This window comes from Chrysiogenes arsenatis DSM 11915 (genome assembly GCF_000469585.1).
GTDB lineage: Bacteria > Chrysiogenota > Chrysiogenetes > Chrysiogenales > Chrysiogenaceae > Chrysiogenes > Chrysiogenes arsenatis.
This window is the reverse complement of the sequence record NZ_AWNK01000006.1, coordinates 60,470-80,151: the sequence shown is the minus strand read 5'-3', so window position 1 is coordinate 80,151 and position 19,682 is coordinate 60,470. Positions and strand designations below refer to the sequence as shown.

15 protein-coding genes and 1 pseudogene are annotated in these 19,682 nt (G+C 49.8%); 1 reads left to right on the top strand and 15 read right to left on the bottom strand.

Annotated elements, in window-relative coordinates; translation table 11 throughout:
* The 14 genes and pseudogenes from P304_RS13990 to P304_RS0104275 all read right to left on the bottom strand — a co-directional run bounded on the left by P304_RS13990 (position 1) and on the right by P304_RS0104275 (position 17,214).
* Positions 1–3,417 carry a response regulator gene (locus tag P304_RS13990; RefSeq protein ID WP_160165009.1) on the bottom strand — a complete coding sequence of 1,139 codons (3,417 nt, stop codon included), beginning with the start codon at positions 3,415–3,417 and terminating at the stop codon, positions 1–3.
* 208 nt (positions 3,418–3,625) lie between these two features.
* Positions 3,626–5,116, bottom strand: coding sequence for an NADH-quinone oxidoreductase subunit N (locus P304_RS13985; RefSeq protein WP_034764151.1), 1,491 nt, complete (start codon positions 5,114–5,116; stop codon positions 3,626–3,628).
* Positions 5,116–6,630, bottom strand: coding sequence for a complex I subunit 4 family protein (locus P304_RS13980; protein ID WP_034764148.1), 1,515 nt, complete (start codon positions 6,628–6,630; stop codon positions 5,116–5,118). The genes P304_RS13985 and P304_RS13980 overlap by 1 nt, the downstream gene beginning before the upstream one ends.
* A gap of 9 nt (positions 6,631–6,639) precedes the next feature.
* Positions 6,640–8,556, bottom strand: coding sequence for an NADH-quinone oxidoreductase subunit L (gene nuoL / locus P304_RS0104325; protein WP_027389545.1), 1,917 nt, complete (start codon positions 8,554–8,556; stop codon positions 6,640–6,642).
* A gap of 27 nt (positions 8,557–8,583) precedes the next feature.
* A complete protein-coding gene (nuoK, locus tag P304_RS0104320; protein WP_051321397.1) occupies positions 8,584–8,886 on the bottom strand; it encodes an NADH-quinone oxidoreductase subunit NuoK in 303 nt (100 codons plus the stop codon).
* A 2-nt stretch (positions 8,887–8,888) separates the two neighbouring features.
* Positions 8,889–9,398, bottom strand: coding sequence for an NADH-quinone oxidoreductase subunit J family protein (locus tag P304_RS0104315; protein WP_034764145.1), 510 nt, complete (start codon positions 9,396–9,398; stop codon positions 8,889–8,891).
* Positions 9,398–9,904, bottom strand: a complete 507-nt coding sequence (locus P304_RS0104310) for a NuoI/complex I 23 kDa subunit family protein (protein WP_027389542.1) — start codon at positions 9,902–9,904, stop codon at positions 9,398–9,400. Before P304_RS0104310 ends, P304_RS0104315 begins: the two co-directional genes overlap by 1 nt.
* Positions 9,905–9,930: 26 nt before the next feature.
* Positions 9,931–11,208 (bottom strand): complex I subunit 1/NuoH family protein, encoded by a 1,278-nt coding sequence (locus P304_RS0104305; RefSeq protein WP_027389541.1) that lies wholly within the window; start codon positions 11,206–11,208, stop codon positions 9,931–9,933.
* Positions 11,205–12,761, bottom strand: a complete 1,557-nt coding sequence (locus tag P304_RS13975) for an NADH-quinone oxidoreductase subunit G (protein ID WP_084417526.1) — start codon at positions 12,759–12,761, stop codon at positions 11,205–11,207. The genes P304_RS0104305 and P304_RS13975 overlap by 4 nt, the downstream gene beginning before the upstream one ends.
* Before the next feature lie 11 nt (positions 12,762–12,772).
* On the bottom strand, positions 12,773–14,050 hold the full coding sequence (nuoF, locus tag P304_RS0104295) for an NADH-quinone oxidoreductase subunit NuoF (protein WP_027389540.1): 1,278 nt from the start codon (positions 14,048–14,050) through the stop codon (positions 12,773–12,775).
* Between the two features lie 12 nt (positions 14,051–14,062).
* Positions 14,063–14,569, bottom strand: a complete 507-nt coding sequence (gene nuoE, locus P304_RS0104290; protein WP_027389539.1) for an NADH-quinone oxidoreductase subunit NuoE — start codon at positions 14,567–14,569, stop codon at positions 14,063–14,065.
* Positions 14,566–16,310, bottom strand: a pseudogene (nuoD, locus tag P304_RS13970) (NADH dehydrogenase (quinone) subunit D). The gene nuoE and the pseudogene nuoD overlap by 4 nt, the downstream one beginning before the upstream one ends.
* Positions 16,311–16,321: 11 nt before the next feature.
* A complete protein-coding gene (locus P304_RS0104280) occupies positions 16,322–16,864 on the bottom strand; it encodes an NADH-quinone oxidoreductase subunit NuoB (protein WP_034764142.1) in 543 nt (180 codons plus the stop codon).
* A complete protein-coding gene (locus P304_RS0104275; protein WP_027389537.1) occupies positions 16,855–17,214 on the bottom strand; it encodes an NADH-quinone oxidoreductase subunit A in 360 nt (119 codons plus the stop codon). Before P304_RS0104275 ends, P304_RS0104280 begins: the two co-directional genes overlap by 10 nt.
* Positions 17,215–17,526: 312 nt before the next feature.
* Here P304_RS0104275 and P304_RS0104270 point away from each other — a divergent pair, with 312 nt between their 5' ends.
* On the top strand, positions 17,527–18,408 hold the full coding sequence (locus tag P304_RS0104270) for an ATP-binding protein (protein ID WP_027389536.1): 882 nt from the start codon (positions 17,527–17,529) through the stop codon (positions 18,406–18,408).
* A gap of 67 nt (positions 18,409–18,475) precedes the next feature.
* Here the strand turns inward: P304_RS0104270 and P304_RS0104265 are convergent, their stop codons facing one another.
* On the bottom strand, positions 18,476–19,666 hold the full coding sequence (locus P304_RS0104265; RefSeq protein WP_027389535.1) for a rhodanese-like domain-containing protein: 1,191 nt from the start codon (positions 19,664–19,666) through the stop codon (positions 18,476–18,478).
* Between the last annotated feature and the right edge of the window lie 16 nt (positions 19,667–19,682).

Here is a 19,682-nt window from a genome sequence, read left to right as displayed (position 1 = left end):
TTAGTGCTGGTCAGAGCTGGTGAAATATTCAATGATCGTCATCGTCTGAGCGTATGCAGTTTCGAAATCGCACGCCTGAATCGACTCGGCCAATGCGTTAATTTCTTCCTGAATATCGGCAAATACCACCGAAGCGTTGCCAAGCTGCTCAAAAAGGTTCATCGCTTCAATATCATCATTCGCAAGTTTGCCTGCCAGTATTTGTAAATGTTCGATGAGCTGCGCTGTGCTTCTTGTTATTGAATGTGTAGTTAAATCCCCGTTTATTGTTGCGGTTTCTTGACTCTGAATAGCACAGAGAAGTGGGTCAAGGTGCTCCATTACAGAATCAAGTGCAGTAGCAATCTGTGTGCTATTTCCACGTGCAGCAGCTTTTTCCAGTTCCCCTGCAGCAGTATATAACGGCAATGCGCCTATATTTCCTGCCGCGCCACGCAGAGTGTGTGCCAAGCGAGTGGCTTCTTCTTGATCGATCGCATTGCGGAACTGATCAATGAAATCAGACTGGTTTCTCTTAAACACTTGGAGAAGTTTCTGGTAGAGCGCCATATTGTTCTGTGTTGTGCGCAACCCTTGACGTACATCAACGCCAGGTAAGTTGTCGAGAGCGGCGCTGTCATTTGCTGGCACCGTGGTATGGTGTATTGGTGTTATTACTTGTCGATGCGGAGCTGGAACAATCCAACGCGCCATTTTAGTAAACATATCGCGGAGGTTCAGCGGTTTGCCGATATGATCATTCATTCCCGCTGCAAGTGTCTTTTCCTGATCGCCAGCCATAACGTTTGCCGTCATTGCAATAATCGGAAGTTCGGCAAATCGGAGTTGCTGTCGTATTGCCTGCGTCGCAGCATACCCATCCATTATAGGCATCTGGCAATCCATTAGAATGCCGTCAAAATCGGCATCTTCCGCCAAAATATCAAGTGCTTCCCGCCCGTGGTTAGCGACGACAACAGCGATGCCATTATTACCAAGAACGTCAATCGCCAGCGCACGATTTAACTCGTTGTCTTCCACGAGGAGTATTCGCGCACCAATAAGCTTTTCAACCGCGCTCTGCATGCTTTCGTATTCACTTTCCACATACCGGGTAATGAGTTCCGCTTTTCCCATGGCAATCATTATTGCTTCCAGCAAGCTTGAAGGAGTAAATGGCTTATGCAAGCACGCGGATATTGCGACGTTATCAAACGCTAGCATGGTTTCCGCGCACCCACTTGGCATCATTAGGATATATTTCGTTTTTTCATGCAATGCAATGTTGCTTGCCAAAGCACGTACAACCTCGTTCCCTCCAATATCGTGCAGATCCGCATCAAGCAATATGAGATCGTACTTCGATGTATCGGCTCGCTCTTGAACCAGAATAAGAGCAGTTGCCCCGTTCGGGGCTTGATCTACTCGGAATCCAAAGCCTGTGAGAAGGTTCGTCAGAATATCCATCGATGTTGCATTATCTTCTACTACCAATATAGAGAGTGAACCGATCTCCTGCGCTAAAGATGGCGTTTCGACCGAACCTAGTTTTTGTTTTTCGAAGACAGCGGTAAAAGAGAACGTACTCCCCCTCCCTTCATCGCTTTCAAGCCAAATGTCACCCTGCATCATTTTCGTGAGTTTCAAGGAGATCACTAATCCAAGCCCCGTCCCGCCGAAACGACGCGTTGTCGAATTATCTCCCTGAATAAAGGATTGGAAGAGTTTGGCTTGCTGTTCTTTGCTGATTCCAACTCCCGTATCGCGCACGATGAAGCGTAGTCGCACATACGCTGCTTCTTCTTCCTCGACAGCTACGCCTATCACTACCTCTCCATGATCGGTGAACTTGATGGCGTTCATCGATAAATTTACAAGTATTTGGCGCAATCGCATTGGATCGCCAATTAACGACACTGGCAAAGTAGATGGTAGGTCAAAGAGAAGCTCGATCCCTTTTTCTTGTGCCTTTAACGTAATAATATTGGTGAGTGAATCGAACACTTCTTCAAGGCGAAAGGGGACATTTTCGATTTCCAGCTTGCCTGCTTCTATCTTCGAAAAATCGAGAATGTCATTCAGTATTCCCAATAACGACGTAGCGGCAAGATGTACTTTCTGGATGTAGTTTTTCTGTTTTTCATTTAATCCCGTCTGGAGTGCAAGCTGTGAAAGTCCGATAATCGCGTTCATCGGGGTGCGCAACTCGTGGCTCATATTGGCAAGGAACTCGCTTTTTGCTTTATTTGCGGCCACAGCTTCACGTCGAGCCAATTGTAAACGTTCTGTGCGCTCGGCAACACGTCGTTCGAGCACGGCATGGCTTTGTTCAAGTTTTTGTTGCGTATCATGAAGGGCATTGCGCGATGCGGAAACTTTTGTAAGGGAGCGGCCGGTGATAACTAACATTACCGTTAACCCCACAAATAAGACCGCTCCGCTCACGAGTAGACCAAGGTGCTCTTTCCATTGAGGAATAGTGTAGAACCGAATTTCTGCATCAGCAGGGAGATGCTCTGCCGTAAGCCCAAACCGTTCAAGTACACGCGCGTCGTATGCGCGGACAAAGATCCCGTCTGGGTTGGCAAGAATCGTGTCGGACTGGCCAGTGGCAAGCTCCATTATACCCTGAGCTGCGATGCGCCCAACGTGTTTGCTGCTTAACATGTATCCGCCTATAATGCCACTTCCCAGAAGTGAATCCCAGTGACTAAAGGTCGGCGCTTGAGCTATCCCAGCAATTCTCTGTGCTACCCGATAGGGATCAAGGTCTCGTCCCGATGGTGTATGTGTGAGCGGAAGGTAAAAAATTGCATCTTCTGCGGAAATTCTGTGAATAGCTTCAACTAGCTCATCCACTTCAAGATTCAGAAGAAAATGGAGGTTCCCATTCTTGACTTTTGAAAGTTCTGCGCGTTGGAGTTGAGCAACTCTCTCCGCTCCACTTTGAGAGAGTGTTTCGCCAACGATATACAGCGTGCGAGGCTGAAATCGCTCTAGTACATCACGTACTGCGCCGTACACATTGGAGCCATATGAGAAAATGTGGGTATGCTCTTCGCATTGAAAGTCTTCCCGGAACATTACACTGGGATCGATCATCAACAAAGGGACCGAAAGGAAATCTTTATCGAGTGTCATTAAAAATAATGATGCTGGTTCAGACATAGAAACTATAGCATCAAGCCTGATATCTGCGTATTTTTCACTGATGTAGCGCCGGAATTTTTCTCGATGCGCCTCCGTAGGAAAACGTGCGGCGTCCAGATTTTCGTCAAAGAGATTGATCAGTGGAATGGTGTCATGCAAAACTTCCATCAGTCCAAGTCGTATAGCATGGTCCCAATGGTTGGTATCATTAAATGAGTAGATGATGAGAATATTTTTTTGCGGCGACAAAACTTCTACGGCTACGCTCACGTTTGCGGTCGTAAACATGAGCAGAAAAGATATTATATGTGCAATCCGCTTTATTTGCTGTGAGTGTAACATCGCATTCCCCACCGCACTTGCCTGAATGGCATATGACTTCTGTGGCGAACCTTACTCTATTTACTTTTTTGATGCAATGAGATTTGATTTTTTCTCTAAACGCCCCCCTTGCCGTTCAACAAGGGGGGCACAAAGTAGAGAATCGATTATGCGACTAGAACAGTGACTGAATCCCCAGTATTGCCGATGCCATGAGCGTGGTAGCGCTTGGGAAAATCACCAGCGTCATTGTGCCGATGCCACCCCAGATGGTAGCAAACGCCATAATACCTGAAGCATACTTTGCGCAGGAGGTGCACGCGCAAACATCAAACTCTTCAGTTGCTGGCTTGAAGTACATGGCCACGATCAGGCGCAGGTAGTAGTATATGGATACTACACTGCTGATAATGCCGAATACCGCCAACCAGATGTTCCCTGCTTCAACCGCGCTGGTGAAGAGGTAGAACTTTGCAATAAAGCCAATGGTCGGCGGGAAGCCGACAAAAGAGAGCATAAAGAGCGCAATCACTGCGGCGACAAATGGATGCTTTTTTGCAAGTCCATTGAAGTCATCAAAAGTGATCCGCTTTTCGCCTTGACCAGTCAGATAGCTCAGAGCCGCAAACACGCCGAGCGAGCCAATGGCATAGGCTGCAAGGTAGAACAGCACAGAGGCGGCAGCGTTGCCCGTCATGCTGAGTGATGCGATACCGATCAGCAGATATCCGCTGTGAACGATACCAGAAGCCGCCAGCATCCGCTTGACGTTGTCTTGCGCCATCGCGAGGAAGTTCCCCGCGAAGAGGGTCAAGATCGCGACCACCGAAACCGGCCCGACCCAGATTTCCTGAACATCGAGGAAGTCGACCATAAAGAGGCGGAGCATAACCGCAAAGCTAGCTGCTTTGACCCCGGTTGCCATGAAACCCGTCACCGGCATTGCCGCGCCATCATACACATCTGGTGTCCACGCATGCATTGGGAAGGCAGCGACTTTAAAGAAGAGCGCGATCAAAATGAGCGTAATTCCTGCCACTAAGAATGGCATTGACTCACCCGCATGAGCGCTTACATACGTGCTGATCTCAGAAATAACAGTGGTTCCGGTTGCGCCGTAGATGAAGGCTGCGCCCATCACAAAGAACGCTCCTGCAAACGCACCGAGCATGAGGTACTTAAAGACGGCTTCCGTCGCGTTGCTATTCGTACGATTCATCCCGATGAGCACGTAGACAGAAAGCGACATAATCTCAAGTACAACGAAGATCGTGACCAGCTCACCTGCCATTGACATAAGCATCATGCCAAAAACAGCGAAGAGTACCAGTGCGTTGTACTCGAGACGGTGAAAGTTGTTCGTAGCGAAATAGGATGTCGACATAGAATTTGTCACCATACCGCACACAATCACAATCAGGCAGACAAAGCCGGAGAAGGTGTCGGCAATAAACATTCCATGAAACAGACCACCCTCAGCGCCAACACTGTAGAGGCTTCCCATTTGGAAAAACTGCACTAACGCGGCCACACCTAAGAAAACGTTGGCCACAATAGCGGATGTCATAAGGCCAAAGTTTTTTGTTGCGCTTACCAGCATTAAAGCAGACGCACCAACAAAAACAATAATCGCGGGCACAAGCAGGATAAAGTTATCGACCCACATTAGCGTTGCCCCCCTTTCACGACACTGTGCTCAGCCACAAACACCGATTGGGGTTGCGATATCTGGCTGATGTAACGTTCCACACTTGGCTCAATCTTTTTCAAGAAGGGCTGCGGATGAATACCCATATAAATAATCAGGAGTAATACTGGTGCAATACCGATGATTTCGCGACCGTTCAGATCGGCAAATTTTACGGTGAGATCGTTGGTTTTCTGGAAGATAACGCGCTGATACATCCAGAGCATATACGCCACGCCGACTAAGACGGATGTAGCGGCGATAGTGCCAAGCAACCAGTGGTATTTGAACGTACCAAGAATGATCAGGAATTCACCGATAAAGCCGTTGGTACCCGGCAGACCGCAACTTGCCAGCATCGCAACCGCGAAGAAAGTTGCGTACACCGGAGCGACTTTTGCGATACCGCCCAGCGAATCGATATTGCGTGTTCCGAGACGTTCTTCCAGCAAACCGACGAGCAAGAAGAGTACACCCGTTGCCATCGCATGAGCAACGATCTGATAGACGCTTCCGACCATCGCTTCGGTATTCAGTGCAAAGATACCGACCGCAATAATCCCAAGGTGTGATGCCGAAGAATAGGCCAGCATCCGTTTCACATCTTGTTGTTTGATCGCCGCGATTCCACAGTACACCATGCCGATTAAGCCAAGCACGATCAGCGGAGTCGCATACATCAAGTACTCTTGCGGATAAACAGGCATCACGAAACGGATAACCGCATAGATTCCGAGCTTCGCCATGATGGCAGAGAGGATGAATGTTGCTCCGGTTGGCGCTTCGGTATACGCATCAGGTAACCACGTATGGAGCGGAAACAGTGGAATTTTAATCGCAAATGCCAGCATGAAGGCAGCAAATACCCAGAACGCTTCCTTGCCAGTCAGGCTCACGCTCGTGAGGTCTTCCAGCGCAAAGCTCCATACGCCGCTAACGGTCTGGAAACTGTACGCAAGGTACAGAATCGCTACGAACATAAAGAGCGATCCTACCATGGTGTAGACCGTAATCTTCACCGCAGCCGCGTAGCGATTCGCGCCGCCATACAGACCAATCATAAAGAAAATCGGAATCAGCATTACTTCCCAGAACACATAGAAGAGAATCAGGTCAAGTGAACTCAGCGTTCCGACCATCGCCCCTTGCACGAGAAGCATGTTGCCCCAGTACCCTTTGCTTTTATCGTTCCACAGGAGCAAGAATGCTACTGGGAAAAGCAAAGCGACCAGCATGAGGATCATCAAACTGATGCCATCAATGCCAAGCGTATAGCTGATGCCATAGCTCTTGATCCAGTAGTAGCTCTCAACAAACTCGTATCCGCCTGTTGACTGAAATCCTTGATACGTCATGATCCCAAGGGCAAGCACGATGAGCGAAACGGCAAAGCCGATGCTGCGGGCGACACTGGGTGAAAGCGGTGCAATCAGTACCAGTGCACCAGCCACAATTGGCAGAAAAATTAGAATAGATAACATGGAGTCAAACATCATTCCCCCTTACACCAGTTTCGCCATGGTGATGCACAAAACGGCAATCCCCACTACCATGTAGGCAGCATAGGCGCGAGCCCGGCCACACTGGGTGATGGCAAACACATTGCCAATCCCACGATAGAGCCGGCGCGTGTTGCGAACGGCACCATCAATGATCAGGTTATCAAGCACCTTCGCGACAAACGTACTGAGAACATGGAGTGACTTGACAAACACAAAGTCGTACAGCTCGTCGACGTAGTACTTTTGTTTGAGGATGCGCACCACAGTAGTATCGACCACTGGTTCGGTTGCCCCTTTGCCAAAGAGCTTCCATGCGACAAAGATCCCGACCAATGCCACGCCAACACTGGCGGCCATCAGGGCATATTCCGCCGCGTGGGAAATGTGTGCCATTTCCACCGTTGGTGCCGATTCGCCAATCCAGTTTTGGAACCAAGCATTGCCGCCAAGGACAACCGGTACGCCAAAGAAACCAGCAATCGCCGCGCCGATAGCCAGCACAATGAGCACACCCGTCATATTGAACGGTGCTTCATGCGCATGATTGTAGGCATGGTGGTCGCGTGGATTCCCGTGGAAAGTTAAGAAGAACATGCGGAACATATAGTAGGCAGTCAGACCAGCCGTCCCCATCCCCATAATCCAAATCACATATTGACCTTGTAGGAAGGCCGCCAGCAGGATTTCATCCTTACTGAAAAAGCCGGAAAACGGTGGGATACCGGCAATAGCAATCGTACCGATCAGCATGGTGATGTAGGTAATTGGTAGCTTTGATCTCAGGCCGCCCATTTTCCAGACGTTTTGTTCATGGTGCAGGGCATAAATGACCGCACCAGCGCCAAGGAACAAGAGTGCCTTAAAGAACGCATGGGTTGTGACGTGGAAAATCCCCGCCGAATACGCACCTAAGCCCACCGCCACAAACATGTAGCCAAGCTGAGAAACCGTTGAGTACGCGAGAATTTTCTTGATATCACTTTGCTGCGTAGCAATCGTTGCCGCTACCAAAGCGGTACAAATCCCAATCCACGCAATCACTTCACCGGCAATCGGTGCCGCGCTGTAGAGGAAAGAGAAGCGTGCGACCATGTAGACACCCGCGGTAACCATCGTCGCCGCGTGGATCAGTGCCGATACTGGCGTCGGGCCAGCCATCGCATCTGGTAGCCAAACATACAAGGGAATCTGCGCCGATTTCCCGGTTGCACCCACAAAGAGGAGCAAACAGACGGCAAGCGTGAGAGTCGGTGTCAAGCTACTGGCATTTTCAGAGAGTGCCAAGAACGAGAAGCCATTTTCGCCGATCGCCCAGAAGAGTAAAATCATCCCAAGCAGGAAACCAAAGTCACCCACACGGTTGACGATAAATGCCTTGTTCCCAGCAACCACGTTTTCTGCTTCGCTGTAGTAGAAGCTAATCAGGAGATATGAACAGAGTCCAACCCCTTCCCAGCCAACAAAGAGCAGAACTGGGTTATCAGCAAGTACAAGGATTAACATGCTCCCCATGAAGAGGTTCAGGTACGCAAAGAATTTCCCGAATTCTTTATCCTGCGCCATGTAACCCGTCGAGTAGACGTGAATCAGGGTTCCGATAAAGGTGACAAAAAGAATCATCATCCCCGAAAGGGTGTCGGCAAGAAATCCGATATCCAGCGTCAGCGAGCCAACGCTCATCCATTCAAACGCCGTATACGTGATGACGCGAGCATCCTCTGGCAGCGCCAGAAGCTCCATAAAAACCATAAGCGCCACAACAAAACTTGCGGCGGGCCCTGCGACTGCCAATAAGCCGTAAAGGCCATTTGGCAGTTTGGTTTTCTTGCAGGTGACCATGTAAAGCAGCCCAATGACCGTTGCCCCGATCAGGGGGAACAGTGGAATCAGGCCAAGCAGTGCTGATTGATTCTGCATGTGTTCTACCTTCCTGTCGTTGCTACATCACCCGCGTAAAACGCGGAAGAAGTCGATGTCGAGTGAGCCTTTATTGCGGTACATTAAGATGACCACAGCGAGTGCCAACGCCGCTTCTGCTGCGGCAACCGCCATAATGATGATCGCCATCACGTGACCATCCATCCCGTGCCAGAAACGGCTGAGAGAGATGAACGCCAGATTGCCTGCATTCAGCATCAATTCAATGGACATAAAAACCGTAAACACATTGCGTCGTGAAATAACCCCAAGAACCCCCATCAGGAAGAGGATGACGGCAAGGGCGAGAAACGCCTGAATACTTACCATAATTACACCTTCCTCTTCGCCAGCATAACCGCCCCAAGCAAGGCGACTACGAGTAGCACGGATACGATTTCAAATGGGAAGACCCATTTGATGAACAGCAGTTGACCAACCGCATGAATGCCACCGAAACCTTCAGGTAACGGCACACTCATATCGGCACCGGGAAGCTGACGGACGACTTTCAACAGGAACGCGCCAACCGGAGTCAGCACAACCGCGCCACCAATCAGGAAGTACCAGCGCGTTGGTTCCGCTGGCAAGTCAGCATCACGCACGTTCAGGAACATGATAATGAAGACAATGAGCGACATGATCGCACCGGCGTAAACAATAATTTGTACCGCGAAGAGCAGGGAAGCCGAGAGCATGGCGTACAGCCCAGCGAGGGCAATTAAGGTAACAATAAAGCTCAGTGCGCTATTCAGTGGGTGGCGAAACAGAATCAGCCCAGCCGCGCCTGCGACCGCTAATCCTGCAAAACCCAGGAACAATACCAGTGACAGCAGTTCCATCAGTTCTCCTCCTTCGTCATTCCGGGGGTCGCCATGAGCGCCTCTTTGGTCATGACCATTGCCTCGCGGCTTTCGGTAACCACCGAAAAAATCCCCGTGTCCATCCGGATCGCATCAACTGGGCACGCTTCCACGCAGAAGCCGCAGTAGATACACTCCAGCAAATCGATATCAAAACGGGCTGGCATCTTTTCGGTCACGCCATCTGTCCGTTCGGTCGCTTCAATCAGAATACATTTTGCGGGGCAGTTGGTGGCACACATAAAGCAGGCAACACATTTGATGGTTCCATCTTCGCGCGTGGTCAGGCGATGACGCCCTCTCCAGCGCTCAGGGATATCCGGCTGCTGCTCGGGGTACTCACGCACCGCCAAATTTGACGTATCGGAGATATTGCGCAGAAAGTGCTTGAGGGTCAGCTTCATCCCACTGAAAACTTCAGGGAGATAAATCTTTTCTCTCAGCGTTCCGCCAGTTCTCTCCACGGTATACACTTTTTTAGACATGACTTATTGGCCTCCTTTTCCTGGCACTACAGGCATACGACGACGGCGCCGGTAATGAAAATATTGAGCAGTGCCAGTGGCAGCAGGTATTTCCATCCGAGGTTCTGCAGCTGGTCATAGCGGAAACGTGGCAATGTCCAACGAATCCAGACATAGAGGAAACCGAAGAAGAAGGTCTTCATCAGGAACACAACAATCTGAATTACCACAGTTAGCATTTGCGAAGCCGCATCACCTGCCAAGATCGAAATCCCCAGTAAGCCCTGAATACCAAACATAACCACCAGAAACGCCCACGTAAGAATTTTGGTCTCACGCGTCCGCTTATCATCCGCCGTTGTGTAGTGACTGCGGTTGGTGCGGTGCATCCAAAAGATGAATGCCAAGAAGGCAACCGGAACAATAACCATCAGGATGGCTGCGACCAGCATGGAGTTTTCGCGCAACATTTCGGTTGTGACATACGGAATGTTGTAGCCGCCAAAGTAGAGCGTGGCGATGAGCGCACTCGATACGAACATCGCCACGTACTCGCCCATGAAGAAAAGAGCGAATTTCATTGAGCTGTACTCGGTGTGGTAGCCGCCAACGATTTCCGATTCCCCTTCGGCACAGTCAAACGGAGTACGGTTTGATTCTGCAATAGCCGCAATCATAAAGAGTAAGAAACCAAACGGCTGCAGGAAAATCCCCCAGTTTGGCAAGAAGCCAAAGAGCAGTTCACTCTGCGTCCGTACCATCTGATTCAGGTCTACGGTGCCATAGCATATCAAAATGCCGATCAGCGCCAGACCCATCGGAACTTCATAGCTGATCACCTGCGCCGAGGCGCGTAAGCCGCCAAGGATACTGTACTTGTTGTGCGATGCCCAACCCGCCAGAATAATTCCGTACACGGCAATCCCAGCAATGCCAAGGAACCACAGGATACCGATGTCGGTTGGGATCGCCTGCATGAGGTAGCTCTTGTCGCCAATTTCCACGCTGTCTGCAAACGGAATGACCGCAAATGTCAGCAGTGAGGCGGAGAAAAGAATGGCCGGAGCAATATAGAAGTAAAATTTGTTCTTAATGTGGCGCGGCGTCAGATCTTCTTTGAAGATCAACTTCACCGCATCTGCAATCGGCTGAATCAGACCAAAGAGGGTGATTCCCCCGATATGACAGCGGTTGGGGCCACTCCGATCCTGAATGTACGACGCACCGCGACGCTCAAGCCAGACAAAGATCGGTACGAAGAGCAGTGGAACGACCACGGCAAAGACGATGCGCAGAAGCACCATAAGTACGTCAACCCACGTCATTGAGCACCCCCTTTCAGATTCAACCCATTTTCAGGGATTGCGTTCCAATCAACCTGCGCCAAAGCTGGTACGCTGGCACTCAATTGTTGGCGAACGGCACCGAGTTCCGCTTTGATGGCGTTACCACTGAGTGCCGCCATCACCTGTTCGGGACGGCGCGCAAAGCACTCTTTTTCGATGGCACAAGTAACTTCTTGCAGGATACTGTCGACGTTGACGACCACACCAGCGTACTCGGTGTACGAAGCGCATGGAATCACCGTTTGCGCGGAATCCGCGAGGGCAATACGGTGTGAGCCAACAAAAATAACCTGCTTGCCAGCAAAGAGCGCTTCAAATTCGCGTTTGTCTGAAGCCGTGAGCGATAGATCGTTGTTGAGAACAACGACCACTTCTGCCGTTTTCAGGTTGCTGATCAGCTTTTGGCGATCGGTGCTAATACCGAGCAGCTCCAGCGAAGCGCGGTTGGCGGCTTTGTCCTCTTTAAGCAAAAGGTCATCGCCATCACCTTTCACGATATATCCATCGGCGTAGCCAGAAAGGTATCCATCGTAATGAGTGGCCAACGATTTGGCGACCGCCATTTGTTCGGTTGTCCAGCTTGGCGAAACGATAAAGACAGCTTTGCCTTTCGCAGCGCTTAGCAGTGCCACCGCTTGCGAGGTGGCGATATCGACCGCCTCAAAACGCTCGCTGGCTTTGGCCGTCGTGAGACGGTTTTCGTTTTCCTTGCGATAGCTCAAGCGGCCAGCGTCACACATAAAGTGCCCATTGACTTGCGCATTTTCACGTGGGCGGAAACGGTACACCCGCTCTGCTTTGTACTTTTCTTGATTGTGGTCAACGTAAATACTGCACCCCTTGGCACAGCCGTGACACACGCTCTTTTCGGAAGACATGAACCAGACCCGCTGCTTGAAACGGAAATCACGGCTCGTCATGGCTCCAACCGGGCAAATATCGACTACGTTCAGTGCGTAGCGGTTATTGATGGGCTTCTCTGGGAAGGTGGTAACTTTTGCTTTGTCGCAACGGTTGACAATACCAAGTTCCGCCGTTTTTGTATATTTACGCAGAAAACGGACACAGCGGGCGCACAGTACGCAACGCTCTTGGTCGTGCACAACGCCACAGCCAAAGTCGAGATTCTTTTCTTTGGCAACTTTTTCTACTTCCATCCGGCTTTTAGAAAGGCCAGCTTCCATGTAGTAGTCTTGCAGCTTGCACTCACCAGCCTGATCGCAGATTGGGCAATCAAGCGGGTGGTTAATCAGTTCGAATTCCAGTACCTTACGGCGCAGATTCATGGATGATTCTGAGCTGAGAGAAACTTTCATCCCTTCTTTTACTGGAGTATTGCAGGCGATTTGTGGCCCGCGGGCTCCCTCGACTTCTACCAGACACATGCGGCAGTTGCCATCAAACCCGAGCGCGGGATGGTAGCAGAAGTGGGGAATATGGATACCGACAGCGGAAAGCGCGTCGATGAGGTTTTTCCCCTCTTCAACTTGCAACTCCTGACCATCGACGTTCATGGTTATCAATTTTGACATCGTTTCTCCCCTCACCCGGCAAACGGGCATTTGCCCAGTTTGATGTGTTCTTCAAATTCGTGGCGAAACTTCTGGATGTAGCTGCGAGTCGGCATGGCCGCCGCGCCGGAAAGGACGCATACCGTCTTTCCTTCCATGTTGTCTGCCAGCTCCAGGAGCAAATCGAGGTCAGACATTTTCCCTTTGCCTGCTTCGATATTGGAGACAATCTTGTAAATCCACCCGGTTCCTTCACGGCACGGGGTGCACTGGCCACACGATTCGTGATGGTAGAAGTAAAGCAGGTTTTTCAGCGACTTCACCATGCACACCGTTTCGTCCAGGACGACTATTCCGCCCGAGCCGAGCATTGAGCCATGCTCTACGATTGACTCATAGTCAAGCATGCAGGTTTCAACCTCTTTGGGAGTCATAATCGGCGTCGAAGAGCCACCCGGGATAACCGCTTTGAGTTTGCGATTTTTCCACACGCCTCCCGCAAGGTCTTCGATGAAGCCTTTCATGGAAACGCCAAGCTCGGTTTCGTACACACCTGGCTTATTCACGTGACCGCTGATACCGAACAAGAATGTTCCGGCACTCTTTTCCGTGCCAAACTTGCGATACCCTTCGGCGCCGTGTTCAATGATGTACGGCACAGAAGCAATCGTTTGCACGTTGTTGATAATCGTCGGGCATTGGAAGAGACCGACAACCGCCGGAAAGGGAGGCTTGGAACGGGGCTGCCCCTTTTTCCCTTCTATCGATTCAATCAAAGCAGTTTCTTCACCACAAACATACGCGCCTGCGCCACGGTGAACCGTAATATCAACGCGGAAGTCCTTACCGCAAGCCTTTTCGCCGAGCAGACCAGCCGCGTAGGCTTCGTCAATCGCTGTGTTCAGCATTTCAGCCTGACGGACGAATTCACCACGGATATAAATGTAGGCATCATGTGAGTTGATGGCCCAACACGTAATGATAATCCCTTCGATCAGCATGTGCGGATCGTTTTCGATGATCTGGCGATCTTTAAATGTAGCCGGTTCTGATTCATCAGAGTTGATGCAGAGGTACGTTGGTTTGTCTAGCCCTTTGGGCAGGAACGACCACTTCATACCGGTTGGGAAGCCAGCACCACCACGGCCACGCAGGCCACTGGCCTTGACCATTTCAACGATCTGTGCCGGTTCCATGCTGAAGGCTTTTTCAATTTGCGAATACCCACCGTGAGCGCGGGCAACGGCCAGTGTACGTGAATCCTTGATGCCATATTTGGCGCTGAGGACTTTTACTTCTTGTACAGCCATATTTCCCCCTTCCTACGGTAGTTTCGCGAGTATTTCGTCGACTTTTTCAACAGTCAACCACTCGTGATAATCGTCATTTAACTGGAACATCGGCCCAGAGCCGCACGATCCAAGACACTCAACTTTTGTGAGCGTGTAGCGACCATCTTTGCTGGTCTCACCCGGCTTAATGCCGAGTTTCTTGGTCAGGTGCGCCAGAATTTCCTCGCCACCGCGCAGTTCGCACGAAAGGGTACGGCAAACCTGAAAATGGTATTTTCCCACTGGCTGCAAATTGTACATGGTGTAGAACGTTGCGACTTCATACACCTGCGTGACGGGAATATTGATCCGCTCCGCAAGATACTCCATGGCCTCGTAGCTGATCCAACCGTCCTGTTGCTGTATCAGCCACAGGCCTGGAAGATTGAGCGCCGCGGTGTCCGGGTAGCGCGTGAGGAGCTTTTGAAACTTAGCTTCGTTTTCTGCATTGAAAACGAATGGTTTGTTCGCCCGTGTGGGCTTTACTTCTGCACTCATCGGTCCAACTCACCTGCGATAATGTTGATACTGCCAAGGTTGATTACTGAATCAGCCACCATCGTCCCTTCTACCATGTCGGCGTACGCACTCATCATGTAAAAACATGGCGGACGTACTTTGATGCGGTATGGATGGCCACTGCCATCTGAAATCATATAAAAACCAAGTTCGCCGTTGGCCGCTTCGGTTGAATCGTATAATTCCGCCGCCGGTACCTTTACGCCGTCAAAAATCAACTTGAAGTGGTTCATCAATGCTTCAATGTTGCTGTAGACATCCGATTTGTTCGGCAGGAATACCGAAGGATTATCAACGTTGACGGAACCGCCGGGGATCATTTTCATGGCCTGGCGGACAATTTTCATCGACTGGAAGATCTCTTCATAGCGAACCATAAAGCGATCGTAGATATCACCCTTTGATCCGACAGGAATTTCGAAATCAAATTGGTCATAGTGGTAGTACGGAGCGTCTTTACGCAAGTCATACCCTACGCCACTCGCGCGAAGGCATGGGCCGGTAAATCCGTGCGAAAGTGCTTCGGCAGCGCTTACACAACTAATGTCTTGTGTGCGATCCTGGAAAATACGGTTTTTCTTGACGAGTGTGAGCGATTCGAGCGTACCGGTTTCACACTTTTTGAGCATTTCTTCGAGTTCAACTTCCCAACCTTCATGGAAATCGTGATACATGCCACCAATTCGTGTGAAGGAGTTCGTCAAACGCGCGCCCGTAAGTTTCGAGAGGAAATCGTACACATACTCGCGCTGGTTGTAGAGATACCAGTAGTTCGTTAACGCGCCCATATCAACGAGGTTGGCAGCAATACAAACAAGGTGATCGATAATGCGTGAAAGTTCAGAAATGATAACCCGCATGAATATGCAGCGTTCGGTGATCTGCACATCAAGCATTTTTTCGACCGCTTTGGCCAGACCAACGTTGTTCATCATGGCGGAACAGTAGTTCAATCGGTCGGTGTACGGAATAACCTGATTCCATGTTCCAACTTCGACACTCTTTTCAAAGCCACGGTGCAGATAGCCGATTTCATTGACAGCAGCAATGATCGTTTCACCATCAAGGGCAACAAAGGTGCGGATGGCGCCGTGCGTTGCAGGGTGAGACGGCCCGAGGTTCAAAAACATGAGGTCGGTGTTGAGGTATTTGTGCATATCAGCTTCGGGTATGATTGTCGTTTGACTCATCATTACACCCCCTTTTCCTTGAGACGCTGAACCATTTCATCCATCAAGCTATCTGACTCGGCCAAAATATGACGGCGTGTTATCGGATAATCTTTGCGCAGTGGATGCCCGACAAAATCCTTGTGATTCAGGATTCGTTTGAGGTTTGGATGGCCAATAAAGATAAAGCCAAATTGGTCAAACGCTTCGCGCTCCGCCCAGTTGGCACAGTTGAACAGTGTCGAGACAGTGGGAACTCCCGCTTGTGGGTCGTTCACGTATACCTTCACGCACACGACCGTATTGGTGTCCCAATTGCGCAGTACATAGGCTAACGCAAAACGGGTGGGCTGCGGCTTGGGGTAGGTCAAATAATCGATACCAGCAATGTCGAGCAACATGGCAAATCCGAATTCATCACGCAGTTTGCCGATCAGCGTTGCCACGTGTGCCGCTTCTACCACAAACGTTTCTTGGCCGCGAAATTGGATAACCTCTTTGATGATTCCGGGACATTTCGCTTGAACGGCACTTGAGAGAGATTGACTCATGAAAATTCCCCCTATGCCTTCACTGACAATACATCGTCATACAAGCCCTTAAAGTCAGGCTTGCGGTTGACAAGTACGGTTTCGCCAGCAAGTTTTTTCTGAATAAGAATCAGCGCGTCAAGGATAGCTTCCGGACGCGGTGGACATCCTGAAATGTACGCATCAACTGGGACGACTTGGTCGATTCCCTGTAAGGTGCAGTAATTGTCGTAAAATCCGCCCGAACACGCACAAGCACCAATGCTGACACACCATTTGGGGTCGGGCATTTGCTCGTAGATTCGCTTCAGGATCGGAGCCTGTTTCATCGTGATGGTGCCAGCAACCAGTAAAAGATCGGCCTGACGAGGCGAGAAGCGCACAACTTCTGCTCCAAAACGGGAAATGTCGTGTTGCGATGCCGCAGCACTCATAAACTCAATTGCGCAACACGCGGTTCCGTAAATCATTGGCCACAACGAATACGTTCTTGCCCAGTTAACGACGGCATCCATACGTGTCGTGATGATGCTGTTGCCAAACGAGGCTTCCAGCCCTACTTGCCCTACTCCCACTTCAGCGCTCCTTTCTGAATGACGTAGATCAGACCACCGAGCAGCGAGACAATGAAGATCATCATGGCAACAAAGCCATGCATCCCCAACTCCTGCACATTCACCGCCCAGGGGAACATGAAGATCGCTTCGATGTCGAAGATGATGAAGAGAATGGCGACCAGGTAATACTTTACGCTAAAACGCTGTGTCGAAGTTCCCACCATCGTCGAGATACCGCTTTCGTAGATGTCATTCTTGATTGCGCCGTCGGAGTGCGGCCCGATGAATTTCATCAGGATAAACACTGCCGGAAGAATGAGCGCAATACCGATAAACAACACGGAAGCCATCACAAGTTCTGCAGACATAGGCCTTCCCTCAAATAAATGTTCGGCATTTTCATGCCGGAAAAAAGCAAAGTATACGGTATACAATCCAGTAGAACAGAGTATCAGATTTTTTGGGCAAAGAAAAGAGTCATGTTCTTTGTTTAACAATGGAGCAGTGCAAAATTTGCACTGAGTCACATAGCAGCCATGAAGTAACCTCAGTTAAGTAGAGAGAAATTGCCATAATGTTGTTTTGCCGGTTTATTTACCCGTTAGCGTTTGACAGTCAGGGTAAATCTGCCTTATAGAATTGCCCGCTACGCATCATAAAAACGAATCAAAGAGAGTGGTATGTTAAACCTAAAACCAGAAGTTGTTGCTCAATTAGAGCGAGTATTAAGCTCTGTCGAAATGTTGCTCCCTAAGGCAATTAAGCCTATTGAATGGAAAACTTGTTATGCGGCGAATTGGCGTCGTCACTCATTTTCCGGCTATCTTGAGCCAGTGAGAGTGACCGACACGACTCGCCTTGACCAATTGTTGGGCGTTGAAGAGCAAAAAGCCATTATGGTGAATAATACCCGGCAATTTTTGCAAGGGTTGCCGGCGAATAATGCCCTGCTGTGGGGTTCACGTGGTACCGGCAAATCATCAATCGTAAAAGCGCTGCTCAACGAATATGCCGCTGAAGGGTTGCGCGTTATTCAGGTGGAAAAAGAAGACCTCATTTATATTGCTGAAATTTTTGCCGCCGTTGAAGGTCAGCCATACCGCTTTATTATGTTATGTGATGATCTCTCGTTCGAGGTGGGTGAGCTTTCGTACAAGATGCTGAAAAGCGCTCTTGATGGTTCGGTGTACTCTGCGCCAGAAAACGTGTTGATTTACGTCACGTCTAACCGTCGTTATTTGCTTCCCGAATACGATGGCGATCATCTTGGGGGGAAATATGTGAGAGGCGAGTTGCAGCAGAGTGAAATTATGGAAGAGAAAAGCTCACTCTCTGATCGCTTCGGTTTGTGGGTGCCATTTCACGTATTTTCGCAAGATCGCTATCTTGAGGCAGTTCAACTGTGCTTTGAGCAGTGGGGCAAACGTTTGAACACGACTATCCCGTGGTCGAAAGAGGTCGAGTCAGCCGCTATTGGCTGGAGTCACGAGAAAACGAAACGGTGTGGCCGCACGGCCTTCCAGTTTTCGAAAAACTGGGTTGGGAAATATCTGCTGAAATAACCTGCAATGCAATAAAAAAGCCCGCTCGCGCGGGCTTTTTTTGTAGGCAGAGGGGGGCTTCTGCGCGTTATTTAATCGTGAATGAACCGTCTTTAGCGATGGCAATATTCTTATCAAGGTACTGAACGCCTTTTGGATGCTTGTACTTTTCATCTTCCATAACAAAGAACACTCCTGCAGCGCGTGCGCCCGTTGCGCAATGGATAAGCACAGGCTTGTCGGCTGGGATCTTCTTGATGGCGCTTTGGAAGTCGCCCATGAAGTCGCCATCTGGAATATTGATCGCGCCTGGAATCATACCATTGGCAATCTCTCTGGCGCCGCGAACATCAATAACGGTATATTTTCCAGAGGCAACTGCTTTGGTGAAGTCTTCTGGGGAGATAACCGCACTTGGGCCGCTGGTTGGTGCGGCAACAATGCCACTCGACTCATTCCCCCATGTTGGGAATTTTGATTTTTTCCAATCGGGGAATCCTGCTGAATATACTTTTACATTTTTATAGCCCATTTTAAGCGCGGCAGAGGCGGAAAAATGGCTTAAATCGCAATGATGGCCGCCGCACAGGAAGATAAGGTTCGTGTTCTTATCGTTCGGTAGTAGGCCCTTTTTCTGTTCAAACTGCGCCCATGGGATTGAAACTGAGCCAGGGATGAACTCTTTATTGTAGACAAGTGCTGGGCGCGAGTCCACGACGAGAACATTTTCCTTATCGCGAGCATCAACCATACGTTTTACATAAGGGGTGTCGGAAATCATGTAATTACCAGCAGCTTTCCAGCCCTGATCACCTTCGTAGTAAACCTTGATGTTTGTAACGCCATTTTTCTTTGCGATTTCAGCTGCTTCCGGGCTAAGTGGACAGGCAAGCCCACCACACCAGAAAATAATCAACTTGTCCTTTGGTAATTTGTCCAAGTTAGCTGCCACTGCGGCGGGAGGCATGTGGATAGAGCCAGGGATTGTCCCTTCTTGGAAACGTGGAAGTGGGCGAGCGTCCACCATGACAAAGCTTTTGTTTTTCTTCAGTGTTTCTTCAATTAACGGGGCGTCGCCATATTCCATCGCGAACAGCTTCATTACTTCTTCTGTGGTAATGCGCAGTGCCGGATCCTGTGGAACTGGAGTCGTGTGACCTGCTGCAGACGCAGCCGGTGCTGTCGTTGCAACGGTTGCCCCACTGCAACCGGAAAGAATCAGCAGAAACGAAGCAAAGACTGAAACCAGAAGCGTTAAAGACCATTTTGAAAAAGACATAAGTCACCACTCCTTA